Annotated in this window: 40 protein-coding genes; 6 read left to right on the forward strand and 34 right to left on the reverse strand. The window is 43.2% G+C overall.

What is annotated here, in order from left to right; genetic code table 11:
* Positions 1–166: 166 nt before the first annotated feature.
* Genes GW828_RS18900 through GW828_RS18915 form a run of 4 tightly spaced genes read right to left on the reverse strand, consistent with a single transcriptional unit; the run spans position 167 to position 3,790 of the window.
* Positions 167–706: a TlpA family protein disulfide reductase gene (locus GW828_RS18900; RefSeq protein ID WP_124017786.1), complete on the reverse strand. Its 540-nt coding sequence runs from the start codon at positions 704–706 to the stop codon at positions 167–169.
* A gap of 60 nt (positions 707–766) precedes the next feature.
* Entirely contained in the window at positions 767–1,249 is a 483-nt protein-coding gene (gene nrfF / locus GW828_RS18905; protein WP_124017672.1) for a heme lyase NrfEFG subunit NrfF, read from the reverse strand.
* A complete protein-coding gene (locus GW828_RS18910; RefSeq protein ID WP_124017673.1) occupies positions 1,249–1,803 on the reverse strand; it encodes a DsbE family thiol:disulfide interchange protein in 555 nt (184 codons plus the stop codon). Before GW828_RS18910 ends, nrfF begins: the two co-directional genes overlap by 1 nt.
* Before the next feature lie 16 nt (positions 1,804–1,819).
* Positions 1,820–3,790, reverse strand: coding sequence for a heme lyase CcmF/NrfE family subunit (locus GW828_RS18915; RefSeq protein ID WP_124017674.1), 1,971 nt, complete (start codon positions 3,788–3,790; stop codon positions 1,820–1,822).
* 416 nt (positions 3,791–4,206) lie between these two features.
* On the opposite strand from GW828_RS18915, the gene ccmI reads away from it, so the two are divergent.
* A complete protein-coding gene (gene ccmI / locus GW828_RS18920; protein WP_273060073.1) occupies positions 4,207–5,460 on the forward strand; it encodes a c-type cytochrome biogenesis protein CcmI in 1,254 nt (417 codons plus the stop codon).
* A gap of 95 nt (positions 5,461–5,555) precedes the next feature.
* Here the strand turns inward: ccmI and GW828_RS18925 are convergent, their stop codons facing one another.
* Positions 5,556–5,849: a c-type cytochrome gene (locus GW828_RS18925; RefSeq protein WP_124017676.1), complete on the reverse strand. Its 294-nt coding sequence runs from the start codon at positions 5,847–5,849 to the stop codon at positions 5,556–5,558.
* Between the two features lie 324 nt (positions 5,850–6,173).
* On the opposite strand from GW828_RS18925, the gene ccmA reads away from it, so the two are divergent.
* Genes ccmA through ccmE form a run of 5 tightly spaced genes read left to right on the forward strand, consistent with a single transcriptional unit; the run spans position 6,174 to position 8,947 of the window.
* Positions 6,174–6,824, forward strand: a complete 651-nt coding sequence (gene ccmA, locus GW828_RS18930) for a cytochrome c biogenesis heme-transporting ATPase CcmA (protein WP_124017677.1) — start codon at positions 6,174–6,176, stop codon at positions 6,822–6,824.
* Positions 6,825–6,833: 9 nt separating this feature from the next.
* Positions 6,834–7,520, forward strand: coding sequence for a heme exporter protein CcmB (gene ccmB / locus GW828_RS18935; protein ID WP_124017678.1), 687 nt, complete (start codon positions 6,834–6,836; stop codon positions 7,518–7,520).
* Complete coding sequence (locus GW828_RS18940) at positions 7,520–8,266, forward strand: heme ABC transporter permease (protein ID WP_124017679.1); 747 nt, start codon at positions 7,520–7,522, stop codon at positions 8,264–8,266. The genes ccmB and GW828_RS18940 overlap by 1 nt, the downstream gene beginning before the upstream one ends.
* On the forward strand, positions 8,266–8,478 hold the full coding sequence (gene ccmD / locus GW828_RS18945; protein WP_124017680.1) for a heme exporter protein CcmD: 213 nt from the start codon (positions 8,266–8,268) through the stop codon (positions 8,476–8,478). Before GW828_RS18940 ends, ccmD begins: the two co-directional genes overlap by 1 nt.
* On the forward strand, positions 8,462–8,947 hold the full coding sequence (ccmE, locus tag GW828_RS18950) for a cytochrome c maturation protein CcmE (protein WP_273060076.1): 486 nt from the start codon (positions 8,462–8,464) through the stop codon (positions 8,945–8,947). Before ccmD ends, ccmE begins: the two co-directional genes overlap by 17 nt.
* A 1,094-nt stretch (positions 8,948–10,041) precedes the next feature.
* Here the strand turns inward: ccmE and rplQ are convergent.
* From rplQ to GW828_RS19095, 29 genes are all read right to left on the reverse strand, one after another.
* The gene (rplQ, locus tag GW828_RS18955; RefSeq protein ID WP_011635664.1) at positions 10,042–10,437 is read right to left on the reverse strand and encodes a 50S ribosomal protein L17; all 396 of its coding nucleotides are present in this window, start codon (positions 10,435–10,437) and stop codon (positions 10,042–10,044) included.
* Between the two features lie 40 nt (positions 10,438–10,477).
* A complete protein-coding gene (locus GW828_RS18960; RefSeq protein WP_011635663.1) occupies positions 10,478–11,467 on the reverse strand; it encodes a DNA-directed RNA polymerase subunit alpha in 990 nt (329 codons plus the stop codon).
* A 24-nt stretch (positions 11,468–11,491) separates the two neighbouring features.
* A complete protein-coding gene (gene rpsD, locus GW828_RS18965) occupies positions 11,492–12,112 on the reverse strand; it encodes a 30S ribosomal protein S4 (RefSeq protein WP_124017683.1) in 621 nt (206 codons plus the stop codon).
* A gap of 32 nt (positions 12,113–12,144) precedes the next feature.
* The gene (gene rpsK / locus GW828_RS18970) at positions 12,145–12,537 is read right to left on the reverse strand and encodes a 30S ribosomal protein S11 (protein ID WP_011635661.1); all 393 of its coding nucleotides are present in this window, start codon (positions 12,535–12,537) and stop codon (positions 12,145–12,147) included.
* Positions 12,538–12,554: 17 nt separating this feature from the next.
* Positions 12,555–12,911 carry a 30S ribosomal protein S13 gene (gene rpsM, locus GW828_RS18975; RefSeq protein WP_011635660.1) on the reverse strand — a complete coding sequence of 119 codons (357 nt, stop codon included), beginning with the start codon at positions 12,909–12,911 and terminating at the stop codon, positions 12,555–12,557.
* Positions 12,912–13,028: 117 nt separating this feature from the next.
* Complete coding sequence (gene rpmJ / locus GW828_RS18980) at positions 13,029–13,142, reverse strand: 50S ribosomal protein L36 (protein WP_006083579.1); 114 nt, start codon at positions 13,140–13,142, stop codon at positions 13,029–13,031.
* Positions 13,143–13,165: 23 nt separating this feature from the next.
* Entirely contained in the window at positions 13,166–14,506 is a 1,341-nt protein-coding gene (gene secY, locus GW828_RS18985) for a preprotein translocase subunit SecY (RefSeq protein WP_101084805.1), read from the reverse strand.
* Between the two features lie 7 nt (positions 14,507–14,513).
* Complete coding sequence (rplO, locus tag GW828_RS18990) at positions 14,514–14,948, reverse strand: 50S ribosomal protein L15 (protein ID WP_124017684.1); 435 nt, start codon at positions 14,946–14,948, stop codon at positions 14,514–14,516.
* The gene (gene rpmD, locus GW828_RS18995) at positions 14,948–15,136 is read right to left on the reverse strand and encodes a 50S ribosomal protein L30 (RefSeq protein WP_011635656.1); all 189 of its coding nucleotides are present in this window, start codon (positions 15,134–15,136) and stop codon (positions 14,948–14,950) included. The genes rplO and rpmD overlap by 1 nt, the downstream gene beginning before the upstream one ends.
* Positions 15,137–15,142: 6 nt before the next feature.
* Positions 15,143–15,646 (reverse strand): 30S ribosomal protein S5, encoded by a 504-nt coding sequence (rpsE, locus tag GW828_RS19000; protein WP_011494651.1) that lies wholly within the window; start codon positions 15,644–15,646, stop codon positions 15,143–15,145.
* Positions 15,647–15,658: 12 nt separating this feature from the next.
* Positions 15,659–16,009, reverse strand: coding sequence for a 50S ribosomal protein L18 (gene rplR / locus GW828_RS19005; RefSeq protein ID WP_011635655.1), 351 nt, complete (start codon positions 16,007–16,009; stop codon positions 15,659–15,661).
* A 10-nt stretch (positions 16,010–16,019) separates the two neighbouring features.
* The gene (rplF, locus tag GW828_RS19010) at positions 16,020–16,553 is read right to left on the reverse strand and encodes a 50S ribosomal protein L6 (protein WP_124017685.1); all 534 of its coding nucleotides are present in this window, start codon (positions 16,551–16,553) and stop codon (positions 16,020–16,022) included.
* 10 nt (positions 16,554–16,563) lie between these two features.
* The gene (gene rpsH / locus GW828_RS19015) at positions 16,564–16,956 is read right to left on the reverse strand and encodes a 30S ribosomal protein S8 (protein WP_124017686.1); all 393 of its coding nucleotides are present in this window, start codon (positions 16,954–16,956) and stop codon (positions 16,564–16,566) included.
* Positions 16,957–16,980: 24 nt separating this feature from the next.
* Positions 16,981–17,286: a 30S ribosomal protein S14 gene (gene rpsN, locus GW828_RS19020; protein ID WP_011635652.1), complete on the reverse strand. Its 306-nt coding sequence runs from the start codon at positions 17,284–17,286 to the stop codon at positions 16,981–16,983.
* A 10-nt stretch (positions 17,287–17,296) separates the two neighbouring features.
* Positions 17,297–17,836 carry a 50S ribosomal protein L5 gene (rplE, locus tag GW828_RS19025; RefSeq protein ID WP_011635651.1) on the reverse strand — a complete coding sequence of 180 codons (540 nt, stop codon included), beginning with the start codon at positions 17,834–17,836 and terminating at the stop codon, positions 17,297–17,299.
* A gap of 13 nt (positions 17,837–17,849) precedes the next feature.
* Positions 17,850–18,164, reverse strand: coding sequence for a 50S ribosomal protein L24 (gene rplX / locus GW828_RS19030; RefSeq protein WP_124017687.1), 315 nt, complete (start codon positions 18,162–18,164; stop codon positions 17,850–17,852).
* 10 nt (positions 18,165–18,174) lie between these two features.
* The gene (gene rplN, locus GW828_RS19035; RefSeq protein ID WP_011635649.1) at positions 18,175–18,543 is read right to left on the reverse strand and encodes a 50S ribosomal protein L14; all 369 of its coding nucleotides are present in this window, start codon (positions 18,541–18,543) and stop codon (positions 18,175–18,177) included.
* A gap of 177 nt (positions 18,544–18,720) precedes the next feature.
* Positions 18,721–18,969: a 30S ribosomal protein S17 gene (gene rpsQ, locus GW828_RS19040; RefSeq protein ID WP_124017688.1), complete on the reverse strand. Its 249-nt coding sequence runs from the start codon at positions 18,967–18,969 to the stop codon at positions 18,721–18,723.
* Entirely contained in the window at positions 18,969–19,160 is a 192-nt protein-coding gene (gene rpmC, locus GW828_RS19045) for a 50S ribosomal protein L29 (RefSeq protein ID WP_006083592.1), read from the reverse strand. The genes rpsQ and rpmC overlap by 1 nt, the downstream gene beginning before the upstream one ends.
* Complete coding sequence (gene rplP / locus GW828_RS19050) at positions 19,160–19,570, reverse strand: 50S ribosomal protein L16 (RefSeq protein ID WP_124017689.1); 411 nt, start codon at positions 19,568–19,570, stop codon at positions 19,160–19,162. The genes rpmC and rplP overlap by 1 nt, the downstream gene beginning before the upstream one ends.
* Before the next feature lie 11 nt (positions 19,571–19,581).
* On the reverse strand, positions 19,582–20,271 hold the full coding sequence (gene rpsC, locus GW828_RS19055; protein ID WP_124017690.1) for a 30S ribosomal protein S3: 690 nt from the start codon (positions 20,269–20,271) through the stop codon (positions 19,582–19,584).
* 12 nt (positions 20,272–20,283) lie between these two features.
* Positions 20,284–20,616 carry a 50S ribosomal protein L22 gene (gene rplV / locus GW828_RS19060; RefSeq protein ID WP_011635644.1) on the reverse strand — a complete coding sequence of 111 codons (333 nt, stop codon included), beginning with the start codon at positions 20,614–20,616 and terminating at the stop codon, positions 20,284–20,286.
* 15 nt (positions 20,617–20,631) lie between these two features.
* A complete protein-coding gene (gene rpsS / locus GW828_RS19065; RefSeq protein WP_006083596.1) occupies positions 20,632–20,910 on the reverse strand; it encodes a 30S ribosomal protein S19 in 279 nt (92 codons plus the stop codon).
* 14 nt (positions 20,911–20,924) lie between these two features.
* Positions 20,925–21,749, reverse strand: a complete 825-nt coding sequence (gene rplB, locus GW828_RS19070; protein WP_124017691.1) for a 50S ribosomal protein L2 — start codon at positions 21,747–21,749, stop codon at positions 20,925–20,927.
* Positions 21,750–21,765: 16 nt separating this feature from the next.
* Positions 21,766–22,068 (reverse strand): 50S ribosomal protein L23, encoded by a 303-nt coding sequence (gene rplW, locus GW828_RS19075; protein ID WP_011635642.1) that lies wholly within the window; start codon positions 22,066–22,068, stop codon positions 21,766–21,768.
* Entirely contained in the window at positions 22,065–22,670 is a 606-nt protein-coding gene (gene rplD / locus GW828_RS19080; RefSeq protein ID WP_011635641.1) for a 50S ribosomal protein L4, read from the reverse strand. Before rplD ends, rplW begins: the two co-directional genes overlap by 4 nt.
* A 17-nt stretch (positions 22,671–22,687) precedes the next feature.
* Positions 22,688–23,326: a 50S ribosomal protein L3 gene (gene rplC / locus GW828_RS19085; protein ID WP_101033710.1), complete on the reverse strand. Its 639-nt coding sequence runs from the start codon at positions 23,324–23,326 to the stop codon at positions 22,688–22,690.
* A 27-nt stretch (positions 23,327–23,353) separates the two neighbouring features.
* A complete protein-coding gene (rpsJ, locus tag GW828_RS19090) occupies positions 23,354–23,665 on the reverse strand; it encodes a 30S ribosomal protein S10 (protein ID WP_011635639.1) in 312 nt (103 codons plus the stop codon).
* 352 nt (positions 23,666–24,017) lie between these two features.
* Positions 24,018–24,091: EF-Tu C-terminal domain-related protein (locus tag GW828_RS19095; RefSeq protein WP_202932829.1), on the reverse strand; the 74-nt coding region annotated here is incomplete at its 5' end.

A 24,091-nucleotide genomic window follows, 5' to 3' on the forward strand; every position in this document is an offset into this window, starting at 1 on the left:
ATTCAACCTAACTCGGTAACCGCTTTCGCTGTCTGCCGTGTCAGTGGATGCGCATTATAGGCACCACAAGATTTTGTGCAAGGCCTTTTTAAACAAAAAAGGATCGCTTGGCGATCTTTTCACCAAAAGCGATCCTTTTTCGTATTTTAAGTCATATTATGACTATTTATTGTACTTTTTTAGTGCCTTTACGAAACTGTTCAAGAAAGCTAATGACATTTTTATCATCCCAATCGACATAAGAACGCACATAAGCCACCAGCTCACCTTGTTCATTTAAGATAAATGTCGCAGGAATGGTATCCAGCGGGAAAACATCACGTAGTCGTTGTTGCGGATCAAAATACGAGTTAAATGTGGGTAAACCAAGAGATTCTAAAAATGGTTGCACAATAGCCACGGCTTCAGCATCAATCGAAATAGGTAATAGTGCAAAATGTGCAGCATCTAGAGTTTGATCTAATCGATTGAGTGCTGGAAGTTCTCTTACGCAAGGTGGGCACCAAGTAGCCCAAAGATTAATAACGACGACTTTGCCCTTATATTGGTCAAAGTTAACCGGCTCACCAACGATATCGCTAAAATCGACTAGCGCTACCGGGAATGGCTGCGGCAATATATTGATTCGCTCAAGCGTTGAATCAGTGGTTTGCTCAGCCGCAGCTTGCATGCCGGGATATGCATTAACACCACTTGCAATACCCATAAGAAAGAAGCTAGTGAAGATAAACGCAAACCACTGTTTCAAAGTTAATACTCCAATCTGTTATTTAGCCGCTTTATTACGATTTAATAACGCATCTAATTCGGCTTGCTGCTCTGCCGACAAAGTTGTCGATTCTGTTGCTTGGATCCGTTGTTTTCGCACAAAGATAAAGCCAATAAACAGTCCCAAAATAAGTAACCCGAATGGACCAAGCCATAAAAGATAGGTTTTCGAGTCTAACTTAGGATTATACAAAACAAAGTCACCGTAGCGACTAGTCATAAATTCGATGATGTCTGAGTCTGACTTGCCATTATCTACCATTTTATAGACTTCAAGACGTAAATCTTGCGCAACAGGAGAATTTGAATCGACTAAGTTTTGATTCTGGCACTGTGGACAACGCAACTGATGTGCGAGTGACAAGGCCCTTTGCTGATTATCTACTGATTTAAACTCATAGGTATCGACTGGAGTAGCCAATACGTTCAGAGAAAAAAGTAAACTAGTACAAGCCAACATCATTTTAAATATACATTTCATTACGATGCCCCATCAAGTTTTGCTTCAGCTTGTAATTGCTGGATCATCGGATACAAGGTTTGTGTCCAAACCGTTTGGTCAATGGGACCAGCATAGCGATAACGAATAATACCGTTATGATCAACAATGAAGGTTTCTGGTGCGCCATAAACCCCAAGGTCGAGGCCCAAGCGACCATCCTTATCATAGATATTAACCGTGTATGGATCGCCTTGAGTCGTTAACTCTTTGACAGCTAATGCTCGTTCGTCACGATAGTTGATACCGTATATAGGTAACAAATTACGCTTAGATAACATCATTAAATAAGGATGTTCATATTTACATGCTGGACACCAAGTCGCCCAAAAGTTCAACATCAATACTTTTGCGGGCAAATCTTTCTCAGTCAAGACTTCACTAGGTACTTCCAAACGCTCGAGCTGGAAAGCCGGGACAGGCTTTCCTTCTAATGCAGAATCGAGCACTTTAGGATTGAGAAATAATCCTTGATATAAAAACACGCCCATACCTAAAAATATAACCAAAGGTATAAACAGTACAAACTTCTTCATAATGTCTCCGAGTTAATTAAGCTGTCGCTAATTTTGCTTTTACTGCTTCTTCTGTAGCAACTTGCTTCACACGATAACGTTTATCTGATGCTGCTAAGAAGCCACCAATCATCATAAAGATCGAACCAAACCACAACCAACGTACAAACGGCTTGTAGTTAAGACGCACAGCAAACTCAGTTAAATTAATTGGGTCGCCCATAGTGACATATAAGTCACGGAACAAGCCCCAATCAATACCCGCTTCAGTCATATCCATAGTGCGCACATTGTACTGACGACGGTCAGGTTTTAATAAAGTGATAAATTCATCATCTTTATAAATCTCAATTTGACCTTGTTGCGCAGTATAGTTAGGACCGACGACATTTTTAGTTTCTAAATACTTAAATGTATAACCTGCTAGTTCTTGGCTTATTCCAGGCCCCATGCGTACGCTTTTCTCGATCGAATAATTAGAGACAATTGTTGCCCCCATTACCGATACCGCGATACCAAAGTGGGCAAAGAGCATACCGAGCTGACTACGCCCGATTCGGTTAAGACTGATGCCACCCTCTTTATTGCTCACCATATTATAAGCGGCACGGAAAGTTGATAGCATGATCCATGTTGTCGCGGCGACACCGCACATTACCCAAGCATTAAACTGACCACCAGCAACAAATGGCGCCGCTACCCCAACAACTAAAGCAATAATGGCTGGAATGAGTAACTGTCTTTTAATTTCACCGGCCTTAGATTTTTTCCAGCGAATAATTGGACCAATTCCCATAAAGCCAAATAGCACTAACACGATAGGTACAAATACCGCATTAAAATATGGAGGACCAACAGAAATCTTACCCATGCCTAGAGCGTCAATGAGTAAAGGATACAAGGTACCCAATAAAACAGTACCAGCTGAAACAGTCAGAAGCACATTACAAATTAACAACATGGTTTCTTTCGATTTAAGCTCAAATCGAGCTGGGCTACTCATTTCGCTTGCACGGAAGGCAAACAAAGTTAATGAACCACCAATGGCAATACCTAGCAACAACAAGATAAACAAACCACGGCTTGGATCTGCTGCAAAAGAATGCACTGAAGTAAGTACGCCTGAACGTACAATAAAGGTACCGAGTAAACTTAAAGAGAAAGCAAAAATAGACAGTAGTACGGTCCAGTTACGGAATGCGCCACGCTTTTCGGTCACAATTAATGAGTGCACTAAAGCGGTACCCACTAACCAAGGCATAAATGATGCGTTTTCAACTGGGTCCCAGAACCACCAACCGCCCCAACCTAATTCGTAATATGCCCACCAAGAACCTAATGAAATACCACCGGTTAAAAATATCCATGCCGCTAATGTCCAAGGACGACTCCAACGAGCCCAAGCGGAGTCAAGTCTGCCACTCATTAAAGCCGCAATAGCAAAAGCAAAACAGACCGAGAAACCAACATACCCCAAATACAACATTGGCGGATGGAAAATTAAGCCCACATCTTGCAACATTGGGTTTAAATCTCGGCCTTCTAGCGGGATAGGGAAGATCCGTTCAAATGGACTTGATGTTAGGATCATAAATAAACTGAAACCGACAACAATCATCGCCAATACTGATAACACCCTTGCAGTAAAGACTTCTTCTAATCCCTTACTAAATAAGGCTACCGATGCGGTCCATACAGACAACGCAAATACCCAGAATAATAGTGACCCTTCATGCCCGCCCCACACTGCCGCAATTTTAAAGAATATTGGAAGTTGAGAATTAGAATGATGTGCGACATAAGCCACAGAGAAATCATCGACAGCGAAACTATACCCTAACGCAATAACCGAAAGACTGATGAAAAAAAACATTCCGTATGTTAGTGGCCAGGCATAACGAACGAGATACTGGTCTTTACGGGCGGAACCATATAACGGCACGCTAGCTAGCAGTAAGGCAAAAGCCAAACCGAGAATTAGCGAGAAATGTCCAAGTTCTGGAATCATGGGTATTCCTTAGTCTAAAAAATTAGCGGATCTGAAACAGACAAATCACGGTAGCACTATTTAATGCGGTGAAACTAATATACGCACATTAGCTTAAACGAATTTTAACGCATTTTAGAACTTGCGATGGCTTCTGTCTGCCATTTTCGTACAAAATTGGGTCACTAGTCTCATTATGAGCATCTATTCAATCAAAACGAAAATTTATGACAACCTGTCTGACACAATTACCTTAACAAAGTTTCGCTATTAGTAAGACAAACAATTCAATCTGTGAACCAGTACGCAACTCTCAGGATTTGGATTCATATCTTCCTTATATTACTATTCAATTAATAATCTTTCCGTATAATCAAGATTCCAAGCACTGCGGTATAGCCGCTTTCTCTGTTAACCTAAAAGTGAATATTGAAACAATGACCACATTTTGGATATTTATTGCGCTTGTCGTACTTATTGGCCTAATCATGATTTGGGTTCCACATTTTCGTCAACAAAAGCTATTGCGAGCTGAAGAGTCTGGTGTTCGTAGACAAACTAACCTTGAACTTTTTGCCGAACGTATAACCATTCTTGAAAAGGAATTGAATGACGATCTATTAGACCAAGTCGAATTTGAGGCATTAAAAAAAGAACTAGAGATAAATCTACTTCAAGACATGAGCCAAAAAGGTGACGATTCTCTTGACGTAGAAATGAAATCAAAGAGCGCCTTATGGCCTGCTTTTATGACCCTGTGCATATTGGCCATTTCAGGTTACTTATATCAACACCTCGGTGCTTATCAAGAATTAGCGAATCCTCCCCAAGCAAGCAATCCACATCAAGGTATGGACACAGCACAAATCATGTCGCAACGCGTACAAATGATGGAAGCTAAAGTGGAAGCACAGCCAGAGGATAGTCAGGCGTGGTTTAGTCTTGGACATGCTTATATATCTGCTAACCAATATGATAAAGCCGTTGCCGCATTCGATAAAGTCATGCAATTAGTCGGTACGCAAGCTGAACTTCTTGGGCCTAAAGCTACTGCACTTTACTATAAAGCGAATCAGCAGATGACACCGGCTATTCAAGCCATCATTGAGCAATCTTTAGCATTAGATCCACAAGATCCCTCAACACTGCTTCTCGTTGGTATGGATGCGTTCTTTACTGCGAACTACCAGAAGGCTATCGATGCTTGGCAAATGATCCTAGACAGCGATCGAAATGATGTCGACAAAACAGCATTAATGAATGCCATTGAGTCAGCGAATATGCGCCTTAATGAAGCATCAGGTGCAATGTCTGGTGATGCAACACCAAAGTCAGCAGTGACGAGTAATGCAAAAACCGTCGAAATTGAAGTAACTATTGCACCGGAGTTAGCTGATAAAGTATCTGATTCAGATACAGTGTTTATTTTTGCTCGAGCAACTCAAGGCCCTAAAGTGCCGCTGGCGGCGACTAAAATTAGTGCAAGTAACTTACCGGTAACAATCACTCTAGATGACAGTACGTCAATGGGGGGGGATGTGAAACTGAGTTCAGTTCAGGAAGTTGAAATCATTGCAGTATTGTCAAAAAATGGCAGTGTTAAACCACAGTCTGGCGACTTAAAGGGCACGATAAAAACGCTCAAGGTGGGTGATAATGCAACATTAACACTCGATACCTTAGTGCAATAACAATGGCAGCATCAGTAAGGTTATAGCTTAACATTACCGATATTTACCCATAAAAAAACCGGCTATTAAAGCCGGTTTTTGGATCTAGTTGAAAATTACTTAGACATAAACTGAATTGCGTTTTTGTAATCATCATCGGTACAGTCAGTACACATGCCACCTGGTGGCATTGCGTTTAAACCAGACTTAACCGAACCCACTAAGGCATCTAAACCTTTTGCTAGGCGTGGTTCCCATGCCGCAGTATCATGAACTTTAGGCGCACCAGCCACACCCATGCTGTGACATACTTGACACGCTTTGTTATAAATAGCTTCACCTTCTTGAGCAAATACATTTGCAGACAAAGTTAATGCAGCTGCTGCAGTCATTACTAACAATTTTTTCATATTCATCGTTCCTAATTGCAAATATACCAAGCTTAGCGCTGCCCTTTGATTTAGAAGGCAGACTCATTTTTAGCAATGGCTAGATTACTACAAGTAGCAAAAAAACTCATCTTTTTGTGATAACAATCTCAGCTTAGGCTCTAAATCGAGACAATCTGTGTAGTTCAGGTAATATATTAGCAATCATTAAAAAAGTTCAAACTATATCTTCTTTTTTGGAACCATATCAAATTGCTAGCACTTAATCATGACAAAGCTAAACCGGTAAAAGTGTTTGTGTTAATATCTTTTCGAATTCATCCTCACGCATAATAAGAGGGATAAGTGACCATATCAAACCAATCACAAGTGCTATTAAGTGCCAACGAATTAACCTGTATTCGTGAAGATCGGATTTTATTCGACGAACTGAGTTTTAATATCAATGCGGGTGATATTGTCCAAATTGAGGGTCCTAATGGTGCAGGTAAAACCAGTCTATTACGAATAATTGCAGGTTTGTCACGCCCCTATGCAGGAGATGTTGAATATTGTGGTGAAAACATCAATAGATGCAGGGATGAATTTAACCATGACCTCTTGTACCTAGGGCACTTAGCAGGGGTCAAAAGTGAGCTCACTGCAGAAGAAAATCTTAACTTCAATTTAAGAATCAGTGGCTATGATGGTTTTGATACCACTGCTATTTTGGCCAAAGTCAATTTAACCGGTTTTGAAGAGGCGCTTGCGGGTCATTTATCCGCAGGGCAACATCGACGAACAGCATTGGCAAGATTACAATACAGCAATTGTAAAATATGGATCCTTGATGAGCCTTTTACTGCAATTGATAAAAAAGGTGTAGAAGAACTAGAACAACTTTTTATTCAACATGCCGAGTCGGGTGGATGTGTGATATTAACAACACATCAGGATATGAGCATTATTAGTAATGCTATGCTTCGCAAAATCACTCTCGACTATCGCTTTGTATAAGGTATTTGAATGAAACGAGGAATCAGCTACACCGCAGCATTCATGACGCTACTACAACGTGATTTAAGAATTGCAATTCGTCATCGCGGAGATATTTTTAACCCATTATTATTTTTTATCCTAGTGGTGACTCTTTTCCCTCTAGGAATTGGACCAGAATCTCAGGTGCTTACTAGAGTAGCTCCAGGAATTATATGGGTTGCGGCCTTACTAGCATCAATGCTGTCGTTGGAGCGCTTATTTAAAGCAGACTTTAACGACGGTAGCCTAGAACAAATGCTACTGAGTCCACAACCATTAGCATTGATGGTATTAGCTAAGGTACTTGCACATTGGATTCTAACCGGTGTACCACTGATTTTAGTCGCACCACTACTGGCCGTACTATTACATTTAGAGAGCAATAGTTATGGTGCCTTAATGTTGACATTAGCATTGGGCACACCAATATTGTCGCTCCTAGGGGCAATAGGTGTAGCACTTACAGTAGGGCTTCGAAAAGGTGGAGTGCTACTAAGCTTACTGATTTTGCCTTTATATATACCCGTACTCATTTTTGCCACCAGTGCAATTGATGCTGCGGGACTTAACATGGCTTACGATGGTCAACTTGCGATACTTGCAGCTATGTTGGTCGGTTCTTTAATCTTGGCACCTTTCGCAATTGGCGCCTCTTTACGAGTGAGTACAAACTAATGTGGAAATGGCTTCATTCTTACGCAGACCCTGAACGGGCATATAAATTGTCTGGCACCTTGTTGCCATGGTTTAGCATTCTTGCAATATTAATGGTCGGTACTGGCAGTATTTGGGGATTATTATTTGCCCCAACCGATTATCAACAAGGTGATAGCTACCGTATCATCTTTATCCATGTACCTGCAGCATCAATGTCTATGGCTGCTTACATGGGTATGGCAATTGCTTCATTCATAGGTTTAGTCTGGCAAATAAAATCGGCTGATTGGGCTGCAGCAGCCATTGCACCGATAGGCGCGGTGATCACCTTTATTGCATTATTTACAGGGGCTGCATGGGGTAAACCTATGTGGGGTGCTTGGTGGGTATGGGATGCGCGCCTTACATCAGAATTGGTATTATTATTTTTATACTTAGGCGTGATCTCACTGTATGCGTCATTTGAAGACAAAGTCCTCGCGGCTAGAGCGTCTGGTATCCTCGCTATTGTCGGCGTAATTAATATTCCAATTATTAAATACTCTGTCGATTGGTGGAGCAGCTTGCATCAACCGTCGACCATCAGAATAACAGAGAAGTCTACCATGTCGACGGATATGCTATACCCTCTGCTAATAAACATTGTTGGTTTTGGTATGATGATTGGTGCCATTACCCTCGTCCGTTATAGAACAGAAATTCTTGCTCGAAATGGTATGCGCCCTTGGGTGAGAGACTTAGCAACCGCAGAGGAGGCAAAATAATGCAATTTGATTCATTCAAAGATTTTTTAGATATGGGCGGTTATGCATTTTACGTTTGGTTATCCTATGGTGTAACAATTGGCTGCTTGGCAACATTGATCACCCTAAGCATTAGACAAAAGCGTAAAGTGCTAATTGAAATAGCTAAAAAGATAACGCGTGAACAACGCCTGAAAGAAACAAGAGGTAATAACCGTGAATCCAAGACGTAAAAAGAGATTAACGCTCGCCGTGACATTAATTGCAGGCGTTGCAGCCGTTACTTCATTATTGCTATACGCACTAAATTCAAATTTGAATTTATTCTATACTCCATATGAAATTACTCACGGCAAAAACGACACAGGTGTGTTGCCTGAAGTCGGACAACGAATCCGAGTAGGCGGTATGGTTACAATGGGCTCAATGAATCGAGATCCAGACAGCTTATATGTAGAGTTTGCTGTACATGATTCAGCAGGCGGAAGTGTCGTTGTGACTTATGATGACTTGTTACCTGATTTGTTTAGAGAAGGTCAAGGGATCGTCGCACAAGGTGTATTAGTAGAATCAGGAAAATTAGCGGCAACGGAAGTGCTTGCCAAGCATGATGAAAACTATATGCCACCTGAAGTAGCTGAAGCTATGGGACAAAAGCATGAAAAGCCGACCTATAGTCAAAAAGCGCTTGAAGAAAAATAACCCTTAACTGCATAAAAAAGCCTCTTCGGAGGCTTTTTTTATGCTTACACACTATGTAGATACAGAAACAATCAAATTCAAAAGTAGATCGATATGTAGTGGTAGGTAAGATTTCCATGTTTAACTCGTTTGTGCTCCGAAGCAAGAATATCTACTTTAGCGACAATGAAACTCTAGTAAACTAGGCAGTAGCTTAAAGGCTTTAAATTTCTCTAGGGTGTGGCTGTTATACTCAGCACAGCACATTAGATAGCCCTATATTGAGGCATAATCGCAAACAAAACTTGATCCACAATTAATGCCAACTTCACTAGCTGTAATAAGATGCTTCCCAAAGCCTACACAGCGACAACCAGCCTATCGCCAAGCATGACCTTCACTTCTCTATCAATCACTAACACGGTTGTGTCTTAGGTTTACAACAACATTGAGTAAAGCAATTGGTACTGATTCAACAGTCTTTGTCATTAATGGGTTTTATTGCTTGAATAGACTAGATCAAATCAAAGTCGGTTAAGACTGATAATCAATATTGAGCTTCTTAAAACCCTAAAAATGTTTCGAAAAAACCGACAGCAAGAGCAACTTAAATTAGGCAACATTATGGGTTAACTGTTTAGGAGAAAACAAAACCTAGACCACAGACAGATACCAGTAAATCAGTAATCAGTAATCAGTAATCAGTAATCAGTAATCAGTAATCAGTAATCATTTTAATGAAGCTGAACTAATAACATCGAGAGATAAATCAATAAAAAACGTAAAACAAAACGAATTTCTCACAGATATTAGGGTGAAGTTACCGCGCCATGATTATGTCATAACAGAATGGAATATGACTCTCTGATTGCTCAGGTACCCATACACCAAACAAGATATAAACTTAGTAGGTGTATGCCACTAAATCGCAGGAAGTATTGAATGCAGAAGTGTCGTAGCAAAAGACTAAAGAGATGATTTTAAAAAATGAACAACGTGAATTACTGAGAATCTTAAACTTGTAACCAAACTCTAGCAAGTATTGGAAAATAAAATCAGGCAAAAAAAAGTAAAAAAAACCGAGCCTAGGCTCGGTTTTTTCGATGAGTAACTAATTACTCAGCAGCTTCGACTTCAACAGCTTCAGCAGCTTCAGGACGACCTACTAATTCGATGTAAGCCATTGGGGCTTTATCACCGGTACGTAGACCGCACTTTAGAATACGAGTGTAACCACCAGGACGTTCCTGGAAGCGTGGACCCAATTCAGTAAATAACTTACCTACAACTTCAGCGTCGCGGGTACGAGCGAAAGCTAAACGGCGATTTGCAACGCTGTCAACTTTAGCAAGTGTTATTAGAGGTTCAACAACGCGACGCAGTTCTTTCGCTTTAGCAACAGTTGTCTTGATAATCTCATGACGAACTATTGAACAAGCCATGTTACGGAACATAGCTTGGCGATGACTGCTGTTGCGGTTTAGTTGACGACCACTCTTACGATGGCGCATGACCTAATCCTTATAACCTAAATCTGTACTAACCTGAGACTTATAGGTCGTCAGCTAAACTAGCCGGTGGCCAGTTTTCTAGACGCATACCTAACGACAGTCCGCGAGACGCTAAAACATCCTTAATTTCAGTAAGAGATTTCTTACCTAAGTTAGGGGTCTTAAGCAACTCAACTTCAGTGCGTTGTACCAGATCTCCGATGTAATGAATCGCTTCGGCTTTTAAACAGTTAGCCGAACGTACAGTTAGCTCTAAATCGTCGACAGGACGCAGCAAAATCGGATCGAACTCCGGTTTCTCTTCTACAACAGCCTGCTCAGTCACATCACGTAGTTCAACAAACGCATCTAGCTGTTCAGCTAAAATAGTTGCAGAACGACGAATGGCTTCCTCAGGATCGATAGTACCGTTTGTGGTCATATCTATCACAAGTTTGTCTAAGTCAGTACGCTGTTCAACACGAGCAGCTTCAACATTATAAGCAATGCGAGCTACAGGTGAAAAAGAAGCATCAACCAGCAAACGACCAATTGGGCGATCATCGTCTTCAGTTTGTGCACGAGCCGAAGCAGGCACATAACCACGACCACGCTCAACGCGGATACGCATGCTGATATCATTGTTACCAGTCAAGTGACAGATAACATGATCAGGATTCACGATGGTAACATCACCATCATGCGTGATATCTGCTGCTGTAACAGGGCCTGTGCCGGACTTGCTTAATGTAAGCAAAGCCTCGTCTTTACCCTCGATGGTCACTGCTAATCCTTTAAGATTAAGCAATATCTCAAGGATATCTTCTTGTACGCCTTCCTTACTGCTGTATTCATGCAATACTCCGTCAATTTCGACTTCAGTAACTGCACAGCCAGGCATAGACGACAATAGGATGCGACGCAACGCGTTACCTAAGGTATGGCCAAAACCACGTTCTAGTGGCTCTAGTGTAACTTTGGCGCGAGTTGAATTAACCTGCTCAATATCAACGAGACGCGGTTTAAGAAATTCTGTAACAGAACCCTGCATTGTGTCCTCTCTTGTTTGTTAGCTTTACTTAGAGTAAAGCTCGACGATCAGCTGTTCGTTAATATCCGCAGACAAATCGCTACGTTCTGGAACGCGCTTAAAAGCACCTTCCATTTTCGCATTGTCGACTTCTACCCATGTAGGCTTTTCGCGTTGTCCAGACACTTCTAAAGCCGCTTTAATACGAGCTTGAGTACGTGACTTTTCACGGATGCTTACAACATCATTCGCAGACACTTTGAATGACGGAATGTTAACAACACGACCGTTAACCATAACAGATTTATGGCTTACTAGCTGACGTGATTCTGCACGAGTAGAACCGAAACCCATACGATAAACGACGTTATCTAGGCGGACTTCTAAAAGTTGCAACAAGTTTTCACCAGTGTTGCCTTTTAGACGTGCAGCTTCTTTGTAGTAGTTACGGAATTGCTTTTCTAGCACACCATAAATACGACGAACTTTTTGTTTCTCGCGTAACTGAATACCATACTCAGACAAACGTGGCTTACGTGCGCCATGTTGTCCAGGTGCAGTTTCTAGCTTACACTTCGAATCGATTGCTCTCACACCGCTTTTTAGGAAAAGGTCTGTACCTTCTCTGCGGCTGAGCTTGAGCTTGGGACCCAAGTATCTTGCCATGATCTTTCTCCAACTATCCTATAAACGCAGTGTTATACACGACGTTTTTTAGGTGGACGACAGCCATTATGAGGGATAGGTGTCACATCGGTAATGTTAGTAATTTTATAACCAACAGCGTTCAGCGCACGAATGGCTGATTCACGACCTGGACCAGGACCCTTCACGAAAACTTCAAGGTTTTTAACACCGTAGTCTTGAGCAGCAATACCTGCACGCTCAGCAGCAACCTGTGCAGCGAATGGTGTTGATTTACGTGAACCACGGAAACCAGAACCACCTGAGGTAGCCCATGACAACGCATTACCTTGACGATCTGTAATGGTGACAATTGTGTTGTTGAAAGACGCATGGATATGAGCCATGCCATCTGCAACCTGTTTACGTACGCGCTTACGCGGAGAACGTGACGGAACTTTAGCCATTTTGGTTTACCTTCCCGTTACTTTCTGATTGGCTTACGTGGACCTTTACGCGTGCGCGCATTGGTCTTAGTACGTTGCCCACGAAGGGGCAGGCTACGACGATGGCGGAGACCACGATAACAACCAAGATCCATAAGACGCTTGATGTTCATTGAAATCTCACGACGCAAGTCACCTTCTACAGTGTATTTGGCGACTTCTTCGCGTAGGATATCTATTTGAGCTTCGCTCAATTCCTTGATCTTAGCATCTTCAGCAATTGAAGTAGATGCGCAGATTGCTCTAGCGCGTGTACGTCCAATACCAAAAATAGCAGTCAAAGCAATGACTGTATGCTTTTGATCAGGAATGTTAATGCCAGCGATACGGGCCACTATGCACTCCTTAAAGTTAAAGGCCATCTGCGAAAAGCCCGAAAGGATACTCGACAGACGACAGATTTGCAAACAATATTTTGGTCAGCCCATTATTGAGCTGACCAAACTTCTTTCTTAGCCTTGACGTTGTTTGTGTTTTGGTTCAACACAAATCACACGTACAACACCACTACGCTTGACGATCTTGCAATTACGGCAGATCTTCTTCACGGAAGCTCGAACTTTCATTTCATCACTCCGTAAAAGCAATCTTATTTTCCAAAGCGATCTAAGTTTGCTTTGTTAACGAGATTAGCTTTCTTCATCACAGACTCATACTGATGAGACATCATATGGGTCTGAACCTGAGCCATGAAGTCCATGATTACGACTACAATAATTAGTAGTGAAGTACCGCCAAAATAGAACTGTACTTTCCACGCAATTAACATGAACTCCGGAATTAAGCAGATAAAGGTAATGTATAACGCACCCGCTAGGGTTAAACGTGTCATTACTTTATCAATGTAACGCGAAGTCTGTTCTCCGGGACGGATCCCAGGAATGAATGCACCACTCTTTTTCAAATTATCCGCTGTTTCGCGAGGGTTAAAAACCAACGCAGTATAGAAGAAACAGAAAAAGATGATTGCTGTCGCATACAATAATGAATACAGCGGTTGTCCAGGTGACACAGCTAAAGCGAAATCGCTTAACCATGACATGGACTCATTTTGACCAAACCACTGAGCCAGTGTGCCTGGAAACAAAATAATGCTGGAAGCAAAAATTGGTGGAATCACACCTGCCATATTTATTTTTAAAGGTAAGTGGGTGCTTTGCGCTGCGAAGACCTTACGGCCTTGTTGACGCTTAGCGTAGTTAACGACGATACGACGTTGACCACGTTCCACAAACACTACTAAATAGGTTACAGCAAATACGATAACTGCGAGCAACAGTAGTACTAATACATTCATGTCACCTTGACGCGCCTGCTCGGCTGTTGAACCGATGGCCGATGGTAGACCAGCAACAATACCTGCGAAAATTAATATCGAGATACCATTACCAATACCACGTTCGGTAATTTGCTCACCTAACCACATTAGGAACATAGTTCCTGTAACTAAGCTCACAACTGCAACAAAGTAAAAACCAAATCCGGGATTGGCCACAAGACCAGGCATCAGATTTGGTAACCCTGTTGCAATACCGACAGATTGCAAAGTACCCAACACGAGTGTGCCATATCTAGTATATTGACTGATTTTCTTACGTCCTGATTCGCCTTCTTTTTTCAATTCAGCGAGTGCAGGATGCACAACAGTCAATAACTGCATAATAATCGATGCCGAAATATACGGCATGATACCTAATGCGAAGATAGAAGCACGCTCTAAAGCACCACCCGAGAACATGTTAAACATGCCAAGGATGGTATCTTTTTGCTGAGCAAAAAGCTCTGCCAATACAGCTGCGTCAATACCAGGAATTGGCACAAACGAACCGGCTCTAAAGACGATAATCGCACCAATCACGAACAGAAGACGAGTTTTCAATTCAGATAAACCGCCTTTCGCGCTTTTTAAATCAAGTCCTGGTTTTGCCATCGACGTATTATTCCTCGATCTTGCCACCGGCAGCTTCAATAGCTGCACGAGCACCTTTAGTTACCTTGAGACCTTTTACAGTCACTGGGCGGTCAATGGTACCTGAAAGAACGATTTTCGCAAACTGGATGTTGCGAGTAATAACGTTCGCATCTTTCAGTGCATTCAAATCGACAACATCACCGTTAACTTTTGCTAGTTCGAGTACACGAACTTCAGCTGTAACCAAAGCGCGACGCGAAGTAAAGCCAAACTTAGGTAAACGAATCTTAAGTGGCATTTGACCACCCTCGAAACCGACGCGAACACCGCCGCCTGAACGAGACTTCTGACCTTTATGGCCACGACCCGCTGTTTTACCTAAACCTGAACCGATACCACGGCCTACACGCTTAGGAGCAGATTTAGAACCTGCTGCTGGAGATAGAGTATTTAGACGCATTATCCTAATTCCTCCACCGAAACCATGTAGTACACCTTGTTAATCATACCGCGAACTGAAGGTGTATCTTCAACTTCAACAGTGTGATTAATGCGGCGTAGGCCTAAACCGGTTAAGGTTGCACGGTGTTTTGGTAAACGACCAATGCTGCTTTTAGTCTGTGTGACTTTTAAAGTTTTAGTAGCCATGGTGCATTACCCCCGAATTTCATCAACATTCAGGCCACGTTTTGCTGCGATTTGAGCTGGTGACTTCATGTGCACCAACGCATCGACAGTTGCGCGAACGATGTTGATCGGGTTAGTAGAACCGTATGCTTTTGACAGAACGTTATGAACGCCTGCTACTTCCAATACGGCACGCATTGCGCCTCCGGCAATAATACCGGTACCCTGTGATGCTGGTTGCATATAAACTTTAGAACCAGTATGGCGACCTTTAACTGGGTGATGCAAAGTACCTGCATTCAACTCCACGGTTACCATATTTCGACGGGCTTTTTCCATTGCTTTTTGAATAGCAGCTGGAACTTCACGCGCTTTACCATAGCCATAGCCGATCTTACCATTACCATCACCCACAACTGTTAGTGCAGTGAAGCTAAAGATACGACCGCCTTTAACTACTTTAGAAACACGATTAACTGCAATCAATTTCTCTTGCAGATCGTCTTTTTGCTGAGCTTCTAATTTAGCCATTTTTATAACCCCTTAGAACTTCAGGCCAGCTTCACGAGCGGCATCTGCTAGTGCAGCTACACGACCATGATACTTGAAACCAGAACGGTCGAACGCAACTGTTGCTACGCCCTTCTCGATCGCACGCTCAGCAACAATTTTACCTACTGCTTTAGCCGCATCAACGTTACCGGTACTCTTTAGTAGCTCTTTAACCGCTTTTTCAACGGTTGAAGCAACTGCCAACACCTGAGCTTCAGGATTAATCACCTGAGCATAAATGTGACGCGGTGTACGATGTACAACCAGACGATTCACGCCCAGCTCTTGGATCTTCTTACGTGCACGTAACGCGCGACGTAAGCGAGATGTTTTCTTATCCATATCGCGTTACCTACTTCTTCTTAGCCTCTTTACGGCGTACTACTTCGTCGTCATAACGAACACCCTTGCCTTTGTAAGGCTCTGGTGGACGGTATCCGCGAATGACAGCAGCAACCTGACCAACTTCTTGTTTATCGACGCCCGAAAGCACGATTTCAGTTTGGCTAGGACACTCTGCAGTAACGCCTGCGGGCAGTTTGTGTACTAATGGATGTGAGAAACCTAATGTTAAATCTAAGTCACTACCAGCAATCTTTGCACGGTAACCTACACCAACTAGTTTAAGTTTTTTCACAAAACCTTGAGATACACCAACAACCATATTGTTTACTAGTGCACGTGCAGTACCAGCCTGAGCCCAAGCGTTAGCAACGCCTTCGACAGGTAGGAACTTTACTTCTGCATCTTCGATAACAACATTTACCGCATTGTTGATTACTCGAGTCAGACTTCCTTTACTGCCTTTAACAGTTAAGGTCTGTTCGTTTAAAGTCACCTCTACGCCAGCAGGAACAGTGACTGGTGCTTTTGCAACACGAGACATTTCTAGCTCCTTACGCTACGTAGCAGATAACCTCGCCACCCGTGCCATTTTGGCGGGCGGCGCGATCAGTCATCAAGCCTTTAGAAGTGGACACAATTGCGATACCCAGACCGCCCATCACCTTTGGTAACTCGTCTTTACCTTTGTAAATACGAAGACCAGGGCGACTTACACGCTGGATAGTCTCAACGACTGGTTTGCCTTGAAAGTACTTTAATGTAATTTCTAATTCAGGCTTAGCTTCATCTGCTACGGCGTATTCAGTAATGAAACCTTCATCTTTAAGTAATTTCGCAATTGCTACTTTTAACTTAGCTGAAGGCATCTTAACAGATACGTGGTTAGCAGCTTGGCCGTTACGAATACGGGTTAACATATCCGCAATAGGATCTTGCATGCTCATATTAGCTTACTCCGTGACAAGTGCTTACCAGCTGGCCTTACGCAGACCAGGAACTTCACCACGCATGGTTGCTTCACGTAATTTAATACGGCTTAAGCCGAATTTACGTAGGAAACCATGTGGGCGACCAGTTTGATTACAGCGGTTGCGTTGACGCGCAGCGCTAGAATCACGTGGTAGAGCTTGTAACTTAAGTACGGCATCCCAACGATCTTCTTCAGAAGTTGCAGGGCTGCTGATTATAGCCTTAAGTGCTAAACGCTTTTCAGCATATTTAGCTACGAGCTGCGCACGTTTTGCTTCACGTGCTTTCATAGATGTTTTTGCCATTATGCTACCCTTATTTCTTGAATGGGAAGTTAAAAGCGTCTAACAAAGCACGACCTTCTTCATCATTCTTCGCAGTAGTAGTGATAACAATATCCATACCACGAATTTTATCGATTTTATCATAATCGATTTCTGGGAAGATGATCTGCTCACGCACGCCCATTGCGTAGTTACCACGACCGTCAAACGCTTTTGCGCTTAAGCCACGGAAATCACGAATACGTGGTATTGCAATGTCAACTAAACGCTCTAAAAATTCCCACATACGCTCACCGCGTAGGGTCACTTTACAGCCAATAGGGTAGCCTTCACGGATTTTAAAACCAGCAACTGATTTACGAGCAACAGTTACAATTGGTTTCTGGCCAGCGATTGCAGTCATGTCACGGAGCGCGTGCTCCATAACTTTCTTATCTGCAACAGCTTCGCCCACACCCATGTTTAGGGTGATTTTTTCAATCCGAGGGACTTGCATGACACTGCTGTAACCGAACTTTTTAGCTAGTTCAGCGACTACAGTCTCTTGATATTTATCATGCAGTTTCGCCATCGTTTACTCCAAATTACTTAACGAGTTCGCTGTTCGACTTAAAGAAACGGACTTTTTGGCCGTTTTCAAATCGGAAACCAACACGATCTGCCTTGCCTGTGGCTTGGTTAAAGATCGCAACGTTTGATGTTTGAATCGGTGCTTCTTTCTCGATAACGCCGCCAGTCACACCCAATTGAGGGTTAGGTTTCTGGTGCTTTTTAACAAGATTGAGGCCTTCAACAATTAACTTACCAGTAGGTAGAACTTGAGAAACCTTACCGCGGCTACCCTTGTCTTTACCTGCTAATATAATTACTTCGTCTTCACGACGGATTTTAGCTGCCATTTGAAGCTCCTTACAGTACTTCTGGTGCCAGCGAGACAATTTTCATGAATTTATCATTACGCAATTCACGTGTCACTGGGCCAAAGATACGAGTACCAATCGGTGCAAGGTTTGCGTTAAGCAATACCGCTGCATTCCGATCGAAGCGAATGACAGAACCGTCTGGACGACGTACGCCTTTCTTAGTACGGACTACCACCGCGTTATATACATCACCTTTCTTCGCTTTAGCGCGAGGAATCGCTTCTTTAACAGAAACTTTGATAATGTCGCCGATACCGGCATAACGACGATGAGAGCCACCCAAGACCTTAATACACTGAACTCTGCGTGCGCCGCTGTTACATGCGACGTCTAGAGTCGATTGCATTTGGATCATTTCAAGTGCTCCGCTATCGTTACTACACAATCCCACTATGGGAGTATATTTTGAACCAAAATCAAGCAATAATTTACTCAAAATTGGCGCGCAAGTATAACACACATTTTTGGAATGCATAGCAAAAAATACAAACGGCCCCAAATGCTGGAGCCGTTTACGTTAACCTAATAAAAATTAGGCTTTTGTTACTACTTCAGCTAGTGTCCAAGACTTAGTCTTAGATAGAGGGCGGCACTGGCTAATAGCCACGAAATCGCCTTCATTACACTGATTAGTTTCGTCATGTGCATGGATCTTAGTAGTACGCTTAATGTACTTCCCATAAATAGGATGTTTCACTTGGCGCTCAATAGCAACAGTAATAGACTTGTCCATTTTGTTGCTAATTACTTTACCTTGCAAAGTACGGATTTTATCAGACATTACGCACCTGCCTTAGAAGTAATAATGGTCTTAACACGTGCAATGTTACGACGCACTAGTTTCAACTGATTCGTTTGAGTCAACTGACCAGTAGCGTGTTGCATACGCAGGTTAAACTGCTCACGCAGCAGACCAAGTAATTCAGCGTTAAGTTCTTCAACGCTCTTTTCTCTTAGTTCGCTCGCTTTCATTACATCACCGTCTTAGTTACGAAGGTAGTCTTCAGAGGAAGTTTAGCAGAAGCTAAAGCGAAGGCTTCACGAGCCAACGATTCAGGAACACCACCCATCTCATAAAGAACCTTACCAGGTTGAATCTGACATACCCAGTATTCAACGTTACCTTTACCTTTACCCATACGCACTTCAAGAGGCTTAGAGGTAATTGGCTTGTCAGGGAAAACTCGAATCCAAATTTGTCCTTGACGTTTAACATGACGTGTCATGGCACGACGTGCAGATTCAATTTGACGTGCAGTTAAACGGCCACGGCCGACTGCTTTCAAACCGAAAGTACCAAAGCTAACTTCAGTACCGTTCGCTAGACCGCGGTTGCGGCCCTTGAACATCTTGCGAAACTTCATACGTTTAGGTTGCAGCATAAAAGTTTCTCCTATTTACCACGAGGCTTACGCTTAGGTTGCTGCTTCGGCTCTTCAATAGCTGGAATTAAACCATCTAGAACTTCGCCTTTGAAGATCCAAACTTTAATACCAATCACACCATACTGCGTGTGACTTTCTGCGGTTGAATAGTCGATATCAGCACGCAAAGTATGCAAAGGTACACGACCTTCACGATACCATTCTGCACGCGCGATTTCTGCGCCGCCTAAACGGCCGCTCACTTGAACTTTGATACCTTGAGCACCAATGCGCATTGCGTTTTGAACTGCGCGCTTCATAGCACGACGGAACATAACACGACGCTCTAACTGCTGAGCAATAGAGTCAGCAACGAGCTTAGCGTCTAATTCAGGCTTACGGATCTCAGCGATGTTGATTTGAGCAGTAGTGCCAGTGATTTTAGACACATGTGCACGTAATACTTCAACGTCTTCACCTTTCTTACCAATCACAATACCTGGACGGGCAGTGTGAATGGTAACGCGGATGCTTTTCGCTGGGCGTTCAATGACAATCTTAGATACTGATGCGGCTTTTAACTTTTCAGTTAAATATTGACGCACTTCCCAGTCGCTGTTCAGATTATTTGCATAGTCTGACTTATCTGCGTACCAGGTAGAGATCCAAGGCTTAGTGATACCCAGACGGATACCATTAGGATGTACTTTCTGTCCCATTGCTCTCTTCTCCTAGCGATCTGCTACAACCACAGTAATGTGGCTGGTACGCTTCATGATACGATCAGCGCGGCCTTTAGCACGTGGCATGATACGCTTCATTGTTGGGCCTTCATCTACGAAGACGGCTCCAACTTTAAGCTCATCAATGTCAGCACCTTCGTTGTGTTCGGCGTTTGCGATAGCTGAGTCAAGTACTTTTTTTACTAGTACGGCGGCTTTCTTGGGGCTGAATGTCAAAATCTCGAGCGCCTTAGAAACAGGCAATCCGCGAATTTGATCAGCAACTAGACGGGCCTTCTGCGCAGACGTACGAGCAAAACGATGTTTAGCTAAAACTTCCATCTTATTCCTCCCGTATTAACGCTTCTTCGCTTTCTTATCTGCAGCATGGCCGCGATAAGTGCGAGTTGGTGAAAATTCACCAAGCTTGTGGCCGATCATTTCGTCAGTTACGAACACAGGTACGTGCTGACGACCATTATGGACAGCGATGGTCAACCCAATCATATTAGGGATGATCATTGAGCGACGAGACCAAGTCTTAATTGGCTTTTTGTCTCCCGCTTCCATCGCTTTCTCTACCTTCTTCAGCAAGTGCAGGTCAATGAAGGGACCTTTCTTGAGAGAACGTGGCATGGCGAATCCTCTTACTATTTATTACGACGACGTACGATGTACTTATCAGTGCGCTTGTTGCTACGAGTTTTATAACCCTTAGTCGGCACACCCCATGGACTCACTGGATGACGTCCACCAGAAGTACGGCCTTCACCACCACCATGTGGATGGTCTACTGGGTTCATTGCAACACCGCGAACTGTAGGGCGTATGCCTCTCCAGCGCTTAGCACCTGCTTTACCTAACTGGCGTAGCATGTGTTCGGCATTACCAACTTCACCAAATGTCGCGCGGCAATCTACTGGAACTTTACGCATTTCGCCAGAGCGAAGACGTAGAGTTGCATAAGCACCATCACGAGCAACAACTTGTACATAAGCACCAGCTGAACGTGCGATTTGAGCGCCTTTACCAGGCTTCATTTCGACAGCGTGTACAACACTACCTACTGGAATGTTGCGTAACGGTCTAGCGTTACCAGTCTTGATTTCTGCATCCAAGCCAGATTGGATTGGGTCGCCAGCTTTCATGCCTTTTGCAGCAAGAATATAACGACGCTCACCATCTGCATACAGTACTAACGCAATGTGCGCTGTACGGTTTGGATCGTATTCAAGACGTTCAACTTTCGCAGGGATACCATCTTTGTTGCGTTTAAAGTCAACAATACGATAGTGCTGCTTATGTCCACCACCTACGTGGCGTACAGTGATACGGCCAGTATTATTACGGCCACCACTTTTAGATTTTTTCGCCAACAGGCCAGCAAAAGGTTTACCCTTATGCAGGTCCGTATTCACCACTTTAACTACGTGGCGACGACCTGGAGAGGTTGGCTTACACTTAATAACTGCCATGATAATTCTCCTTTGCTTATTCAGCGCCGCCGACGAAATCGATTTCAGCACCAGCAGCTAAAGTAACATAAGCTTTTTTCCAATCGATACGACGACCTACACGGCCACCGGTACGCTTGGTTTTGCCTTTATTAACTAAAGTGCGAACAGAATCAACTTCAACTTCAAATAGCTTCGCTACTGCAGCTTTAATCTCTGCTTTAGTTGCATCGATGGCTACGCGGAAAACTACAGTGTTGTTTTTCTCAGCAAGCACAGTACTCTTTTCAGAGATATGTGGACCAAGAATAACTTTTAGCAAACGTTCTTCGCGGATCATGCTAGCATCTCCTCGATTTGCTTCACTGCATCAGCAGTAACAAGAACAGTGTTGAATGCGATTAGACTAACTGGGTCAAGACCCGCTACGTCACGCACGTCAACTTTGTATAAGTTGCGAGCTGCTAAGAATAAATTCTCATCAACTTCTGCAGTAACAATTAGAACGTCTTCTAAGTTCATTGCTTTCAGTTTAGCTTTCAGCTCTTTAGTTTTAGGAGCTTCAACACCAAACGATTCAACAACAACTAAACGCTCTTGACGTACCAATTCAGAGAAAATGCTCTTTAGAGCACCACGGTACATCTTCTTGTTAACTTTTTGGCTGTGATCTTGTGTTTTAGCAGCGAATGTTACGCCACCGCCACGCCAGATTGGGCCTTTAACACTACCGGCACGAGCGCGGCCTGTGCCTTTCTGGCGCCAAGGCTTTTTGCCTGAGCCAGTTACTTCCGCACGAGTCTTTTGAGCACGAGTGCCCTGACGCGCGTTTGCAGCATATGCTACAACTACCTGATGAACCAATGCCTCGTTAAAGTCACGGCCGAAGGTAGTTTCGGAAACTTCAAGAGCGCTCTGGGCGTCTTTCAATACCAATTCCATTACTATCTCCTCAGACCTTAAGCTTTAACTGCTGGCTTGATAATCAAGTCACCATTGGTAGCGCCTGGAACTGCGCCGCGTACTAACAACAAGTTACGCTCTGCATCAACACGTACTACGTGTAGATTTTGAGTTGTTACTTGCTCAGCACCCATATGGCCTGACATTTTCTTGCCTTTGAATACACGACCAGGCGTTTGGTTCTGACCGATAGAACCATTCGAACGGTGTGCCAAAGAGTTACCATGTGTCATATCTTGAGTACGGAAATTCCAACGCTTAACACCGCCTTGGAAGCCTTTACCTTTAGATTGACCAGTAACGTCTACTTTCACTGTCTCAGCGAAAATATCAACATTAATTTCAGCACCAACTTCAATGCCTTCGCCTTCACCATCTGCTAAACGCATTTCCCACAAACCACGACCGGCTTCTACGCCGCCCTTGGCAAAGTGACCTGCTTCTGCTTTAGTGATGCGATTGGCTTTTTTGGTACCAGTAGTCACTTGAAGTGCACGGTAACCGTCAGTTTCTAAAGTTTTCACTTGAGTAACACGGTTGCCTGCAATCTCGATTACTGTTACAGGGATTGACGTACCATCTTCAGTGAAGATGCGAGTCATACCCACTTTACGACCAATAAGACCGATAGCCATCTCTCAAACCTCTTCTAAGGATCTCAATTAACCTAAGCTAATCTGAACGTCGACACCAGCCGCAAGATCTAAACGCATTAACGCGTCTACAGTCTTTTCTGTTGGCTCTACGATGTCAACTAAACGCTTGTGGGTACGAATTTCGTACTGATCACGAGCATCTTTATTAACGTGCGGAGAGATCAAAACGGTATAACGCTCTTTGCGAGTAGGTAGTGGAATTGGACCACGAACCTGCGCGCCTGTACGCTTAGCAGTTTCAACGATTTCCGCTGTAGACTGATCAATTAAACGATGATCAAAGCCTTTCAAGCGGATACGGATTCTTTGGTTCTGCATTGACCAGAGCTCCTAAAATGGACATATAAAAAATCACCCTCTAGCTTCTTCCTAATGGAAAAGCAGAGCGAGATGATTTAACCGTTCGACTCCCAATCGGAGTCGCTGTGAAAATGAGTAACCTATTTGGTTAAACATTATAATTTACGCTACACTTGTCAGCGAGTGGGCAATTATACAGATCTTCTTTCTAAGATCAAGCCCATTGTGTAAATAGTCTTCAAAAGTCTTTTTACAATCAACTGCGGCGCATTTTACACATTCTATGAACGAATGCCAGCATTGATTATTAAATTTTAAAAATAAAAAAGGAAGCCTAAGCTTCCTTTTATAGTGTTCACTAAAGTCGCTATTACGCGATGATTTTAGCTACAACACCTGCACCAACTGTACGGCCACCTTCACGGATAGCGAAACGTAAACCGT

Source organism: Shewanella vesiculosa (assembly GCF_009994065.1).
Classification (GTDB): Bacteria; Pseudomonadota; Gammaproteobacteria; order Enterobacterales; family Shewanellaceae; genus Shewanella; species Shewanella vesiculosa.

Bases quoted from the DNA above. Each gene is read 5' to 3' on its own strand.
- rplE (WP_011635651.1), bottom strand. From the start codon at position 17,836: ATGGCGAAACTGCATGATAAATATCAAGAGACTGTAGTCGCTGAACTA.
- rplV (WP_011635644.1), bottom strand. From the start codon at position 20,616: ATGGAAGTTTTAGCTAAACATCGTTTTGCTCGTACGTCTGCGCAGAAG.
- rplF (WP_124017685.1), bottom strand. From the start codon at position 16,553: ATGTCTCGTGTTGCAAAAGCACCAGTCACTGTTCCTGCTGGCGTAGAG.
- rplO (WP_124017684.1), bottom strand. From the start codon at position 14,948: ATGCGTCTAAATACTCTATCTCCAGCAGCAGGTTCTAAATCTGCTCCT.
- rpsN (WP_011635652.1), bottom strand. From the start codon at position 17,286: ATGGCAAAAACATCTATGAAAGCACGTGAAGCAAAACGTGCGCAGCTC.
- GW828_RS18925 (WP_124017676.1), bottom strand. From the start codon at position 5,849: ATGAAAAAATTGTTAGTAATGACTGCAGCAGCTGCATTAACTTTGTCT.
- rpmJ (WP_006083579.1), bottom strand. From the start codon at position 13,142: ATGAAAGTTCGAGCTTCCGTGAAGAAGATCTGCCGTAATTGCAAGATC.
- rpsQ (WP_124017688.1), bottom strand. From the start codon at position 18,969: ATGTCTGATAAAATCCGTACTTTGCAAGGTAAAGTAATTAGCAACAAA.
- rpsC (WP_124017690.1), bottom strand. From the start codon at position 20,271: ATGGGACAGAAAGTACATCCTAATGGTATCCGTCTGGGTATCACTAAG.
- rpmD (WP_011635656.1), bottom strand. From the start codon at position 15,136: ATGGCTACTAAAACTTTAAAAGTCACACAGACTAAAAGCAGCATTGGT.
- GW828_RS18915 (WP_124017674.1), bottom strand. From the start codon at position 3,790: ATGATTCCAGAACTTGGACATTTCTCGCTAATTCTCGGTTTGGCTTTT.
- GW828_RS18960 (WP_011635663.1), bottom strand. From the start codon at position 11,467: ATGCAGGGTTCTGTTACAGAATTTCTTAAACCGCGTCTCGTTGATATT.
- rplP (WP_124017689.1), bottom strand. From the start codon at position 19,570: ATGCTGCAACCTAAACGTATGAAGTTTCGCAAGATGTTCAAGGGCCGC.
- rplN (WP_011635649.1), bottom strand. From the start codon at position 18,543: ATGATCCAAATGCAATCGACTCTAGACGTCGCATGTAACAGCGGCGCA.
- rplC (WP_101033710.1), bottom strand. From the start codon at position 23,326: ATGGCTATCGGTCTTATTGGTCGTAAAGTGGGTATGACTCGCATCTTC.
- ccmI (WP_273060073.1), top strand. From the start codon at position 4,207: ATGACCACATTTTGGATATTTATTGCGCTTGTCGTACTTATTGGCCTA.
- ccmD (WP_124017680.1), top strand. From the start codon at position 8,266: ATGCAATTTGATTCATTCAAAGATTTTTTAGATATGGGCGGTTATGCA.
- rplW (WP_011635642.1), bottom strand. From the start codon at position 22,068: ATGATCCGCGAAGAACGTTTGCTAAAAGTTATTCTTGGTCCACATATC.
- rplR (WP_011635655.1), bottom strand. From the start codon at position 16,009: ATGGATAAGAAAACATCTCGCTTACGTCGCGCGTTACGTGCACGTAAG.
- rpsJ (WP_011635639.1), bottom strand. From the start codon at position 23,665: ATGCAGAACCAAAGAATCCGTATCCGCTTGAAAGGCTTTGATCATCGT.
- secY (WP_101084805.1), bottom strand. From the start codon at position 14,506: ATGGCAAAACCAGGACTTGATTTAAAAAGCGCGAAAGGCGGTTTATCT.
- rpsK (WP_011635661.1), bottom strand. From the start codon at position 12,537: ATGGCTAAAGTTCCGTCACGTTCTCCGCGTAAGCGCGTACGTAAACAG.
- rpmC (WP_006083592.1), bottom strand. From the start codon at position 19,160: ATGAAAGCGAGCGAACTAAGAGAAAAGAGCGTTGAAGAACTTAACGCT.
- rplQ (WP_011635664.1), bottom strand. From the start codon at position 10,437: ATGCGCCATCGTAAGAGTGGTCGTCAACTAAACCGCAACAGCAGTCAT.
- rpsS (WP_006083596.1), bottom strand. From the start codon at position 20,910: ATGCCACGTTCTCTCAAGAAAGGTCCCTTCATTGACCTGCACTTGCTG.
- GW828_RS18900 (WP_124017786.1), bottom strand. From the start codon at position 706: ATGGGTATTGCAAGTGGTGTTAATGCATATCCCGGCATGCAAGCTGCG.
- nrfF (WP_124017672.1), bottom strand. From the start codon at position 1,249: ATGAAATGTATATTTAAAATGATGTTGGCTTGTACTAGTTTACTTTTT.
- GW828_RS18940 (WP_124017679.1), top strand. From the start codon at position 7,520: ATGTGGAAATGGCTTCATTCTTACGCAGACCCTGAACGGGCATATAAA.
- rplD (WP_011635641.1), bottom strand. From the start codon at position 22,670: ATGGAATTGGTATTGAAAGACGCCCAGAGCGCTCTTGAAGTTTCCGAA.
- rplX (WP_124017687.1), bottom strand. From the start codon at position 18,164: ATGGCAGCTAAAATCCGTCGTGAAGACGAAGTAATTATATTAGCAGGT.
- rpsH (WP_124017686.1), bottom strand. From the start codon at position 16,956: ATGAGCATGCAAGATCCTATTGCGGATATGTTAACCCGTATTCGTAAC.
- GW828_RS18910 (WP_124017673.1), bottom strand. From the start codon at position 1,803: ATGAAGAAGTTTGTACTGTTTATACCTTTGGTTATATTTTTAGGTATG.
- rpsD (WP_124017683.1), bottom strand. From the start codon at position 12,112: ATGGCAAGATACTTGGGTCCCAAGCTCAAGCTCAGCCGCAGAGAAGGT.
- ccmB (WP_124017678.1), top strand. From the start codon at position 6,834: ATGAAACGAGGAATCAGCTACACCGCAGCATTCATGACGCTACTACAA.
- rplB (WP_124017691.1), bottom strand. From the start codon at position 21,749: ATGGCAGTTATTAAGTGTAAGCCAACCTCTCCAGGTCGTCGCCACGTA.
- rpsE (WP_011494651.1), bottom strand. From the start codon at position 15,646: ATGGCTAAATTAGAAGCTCAGCAAAAAGACGATCTGCAAGAGAAATTG.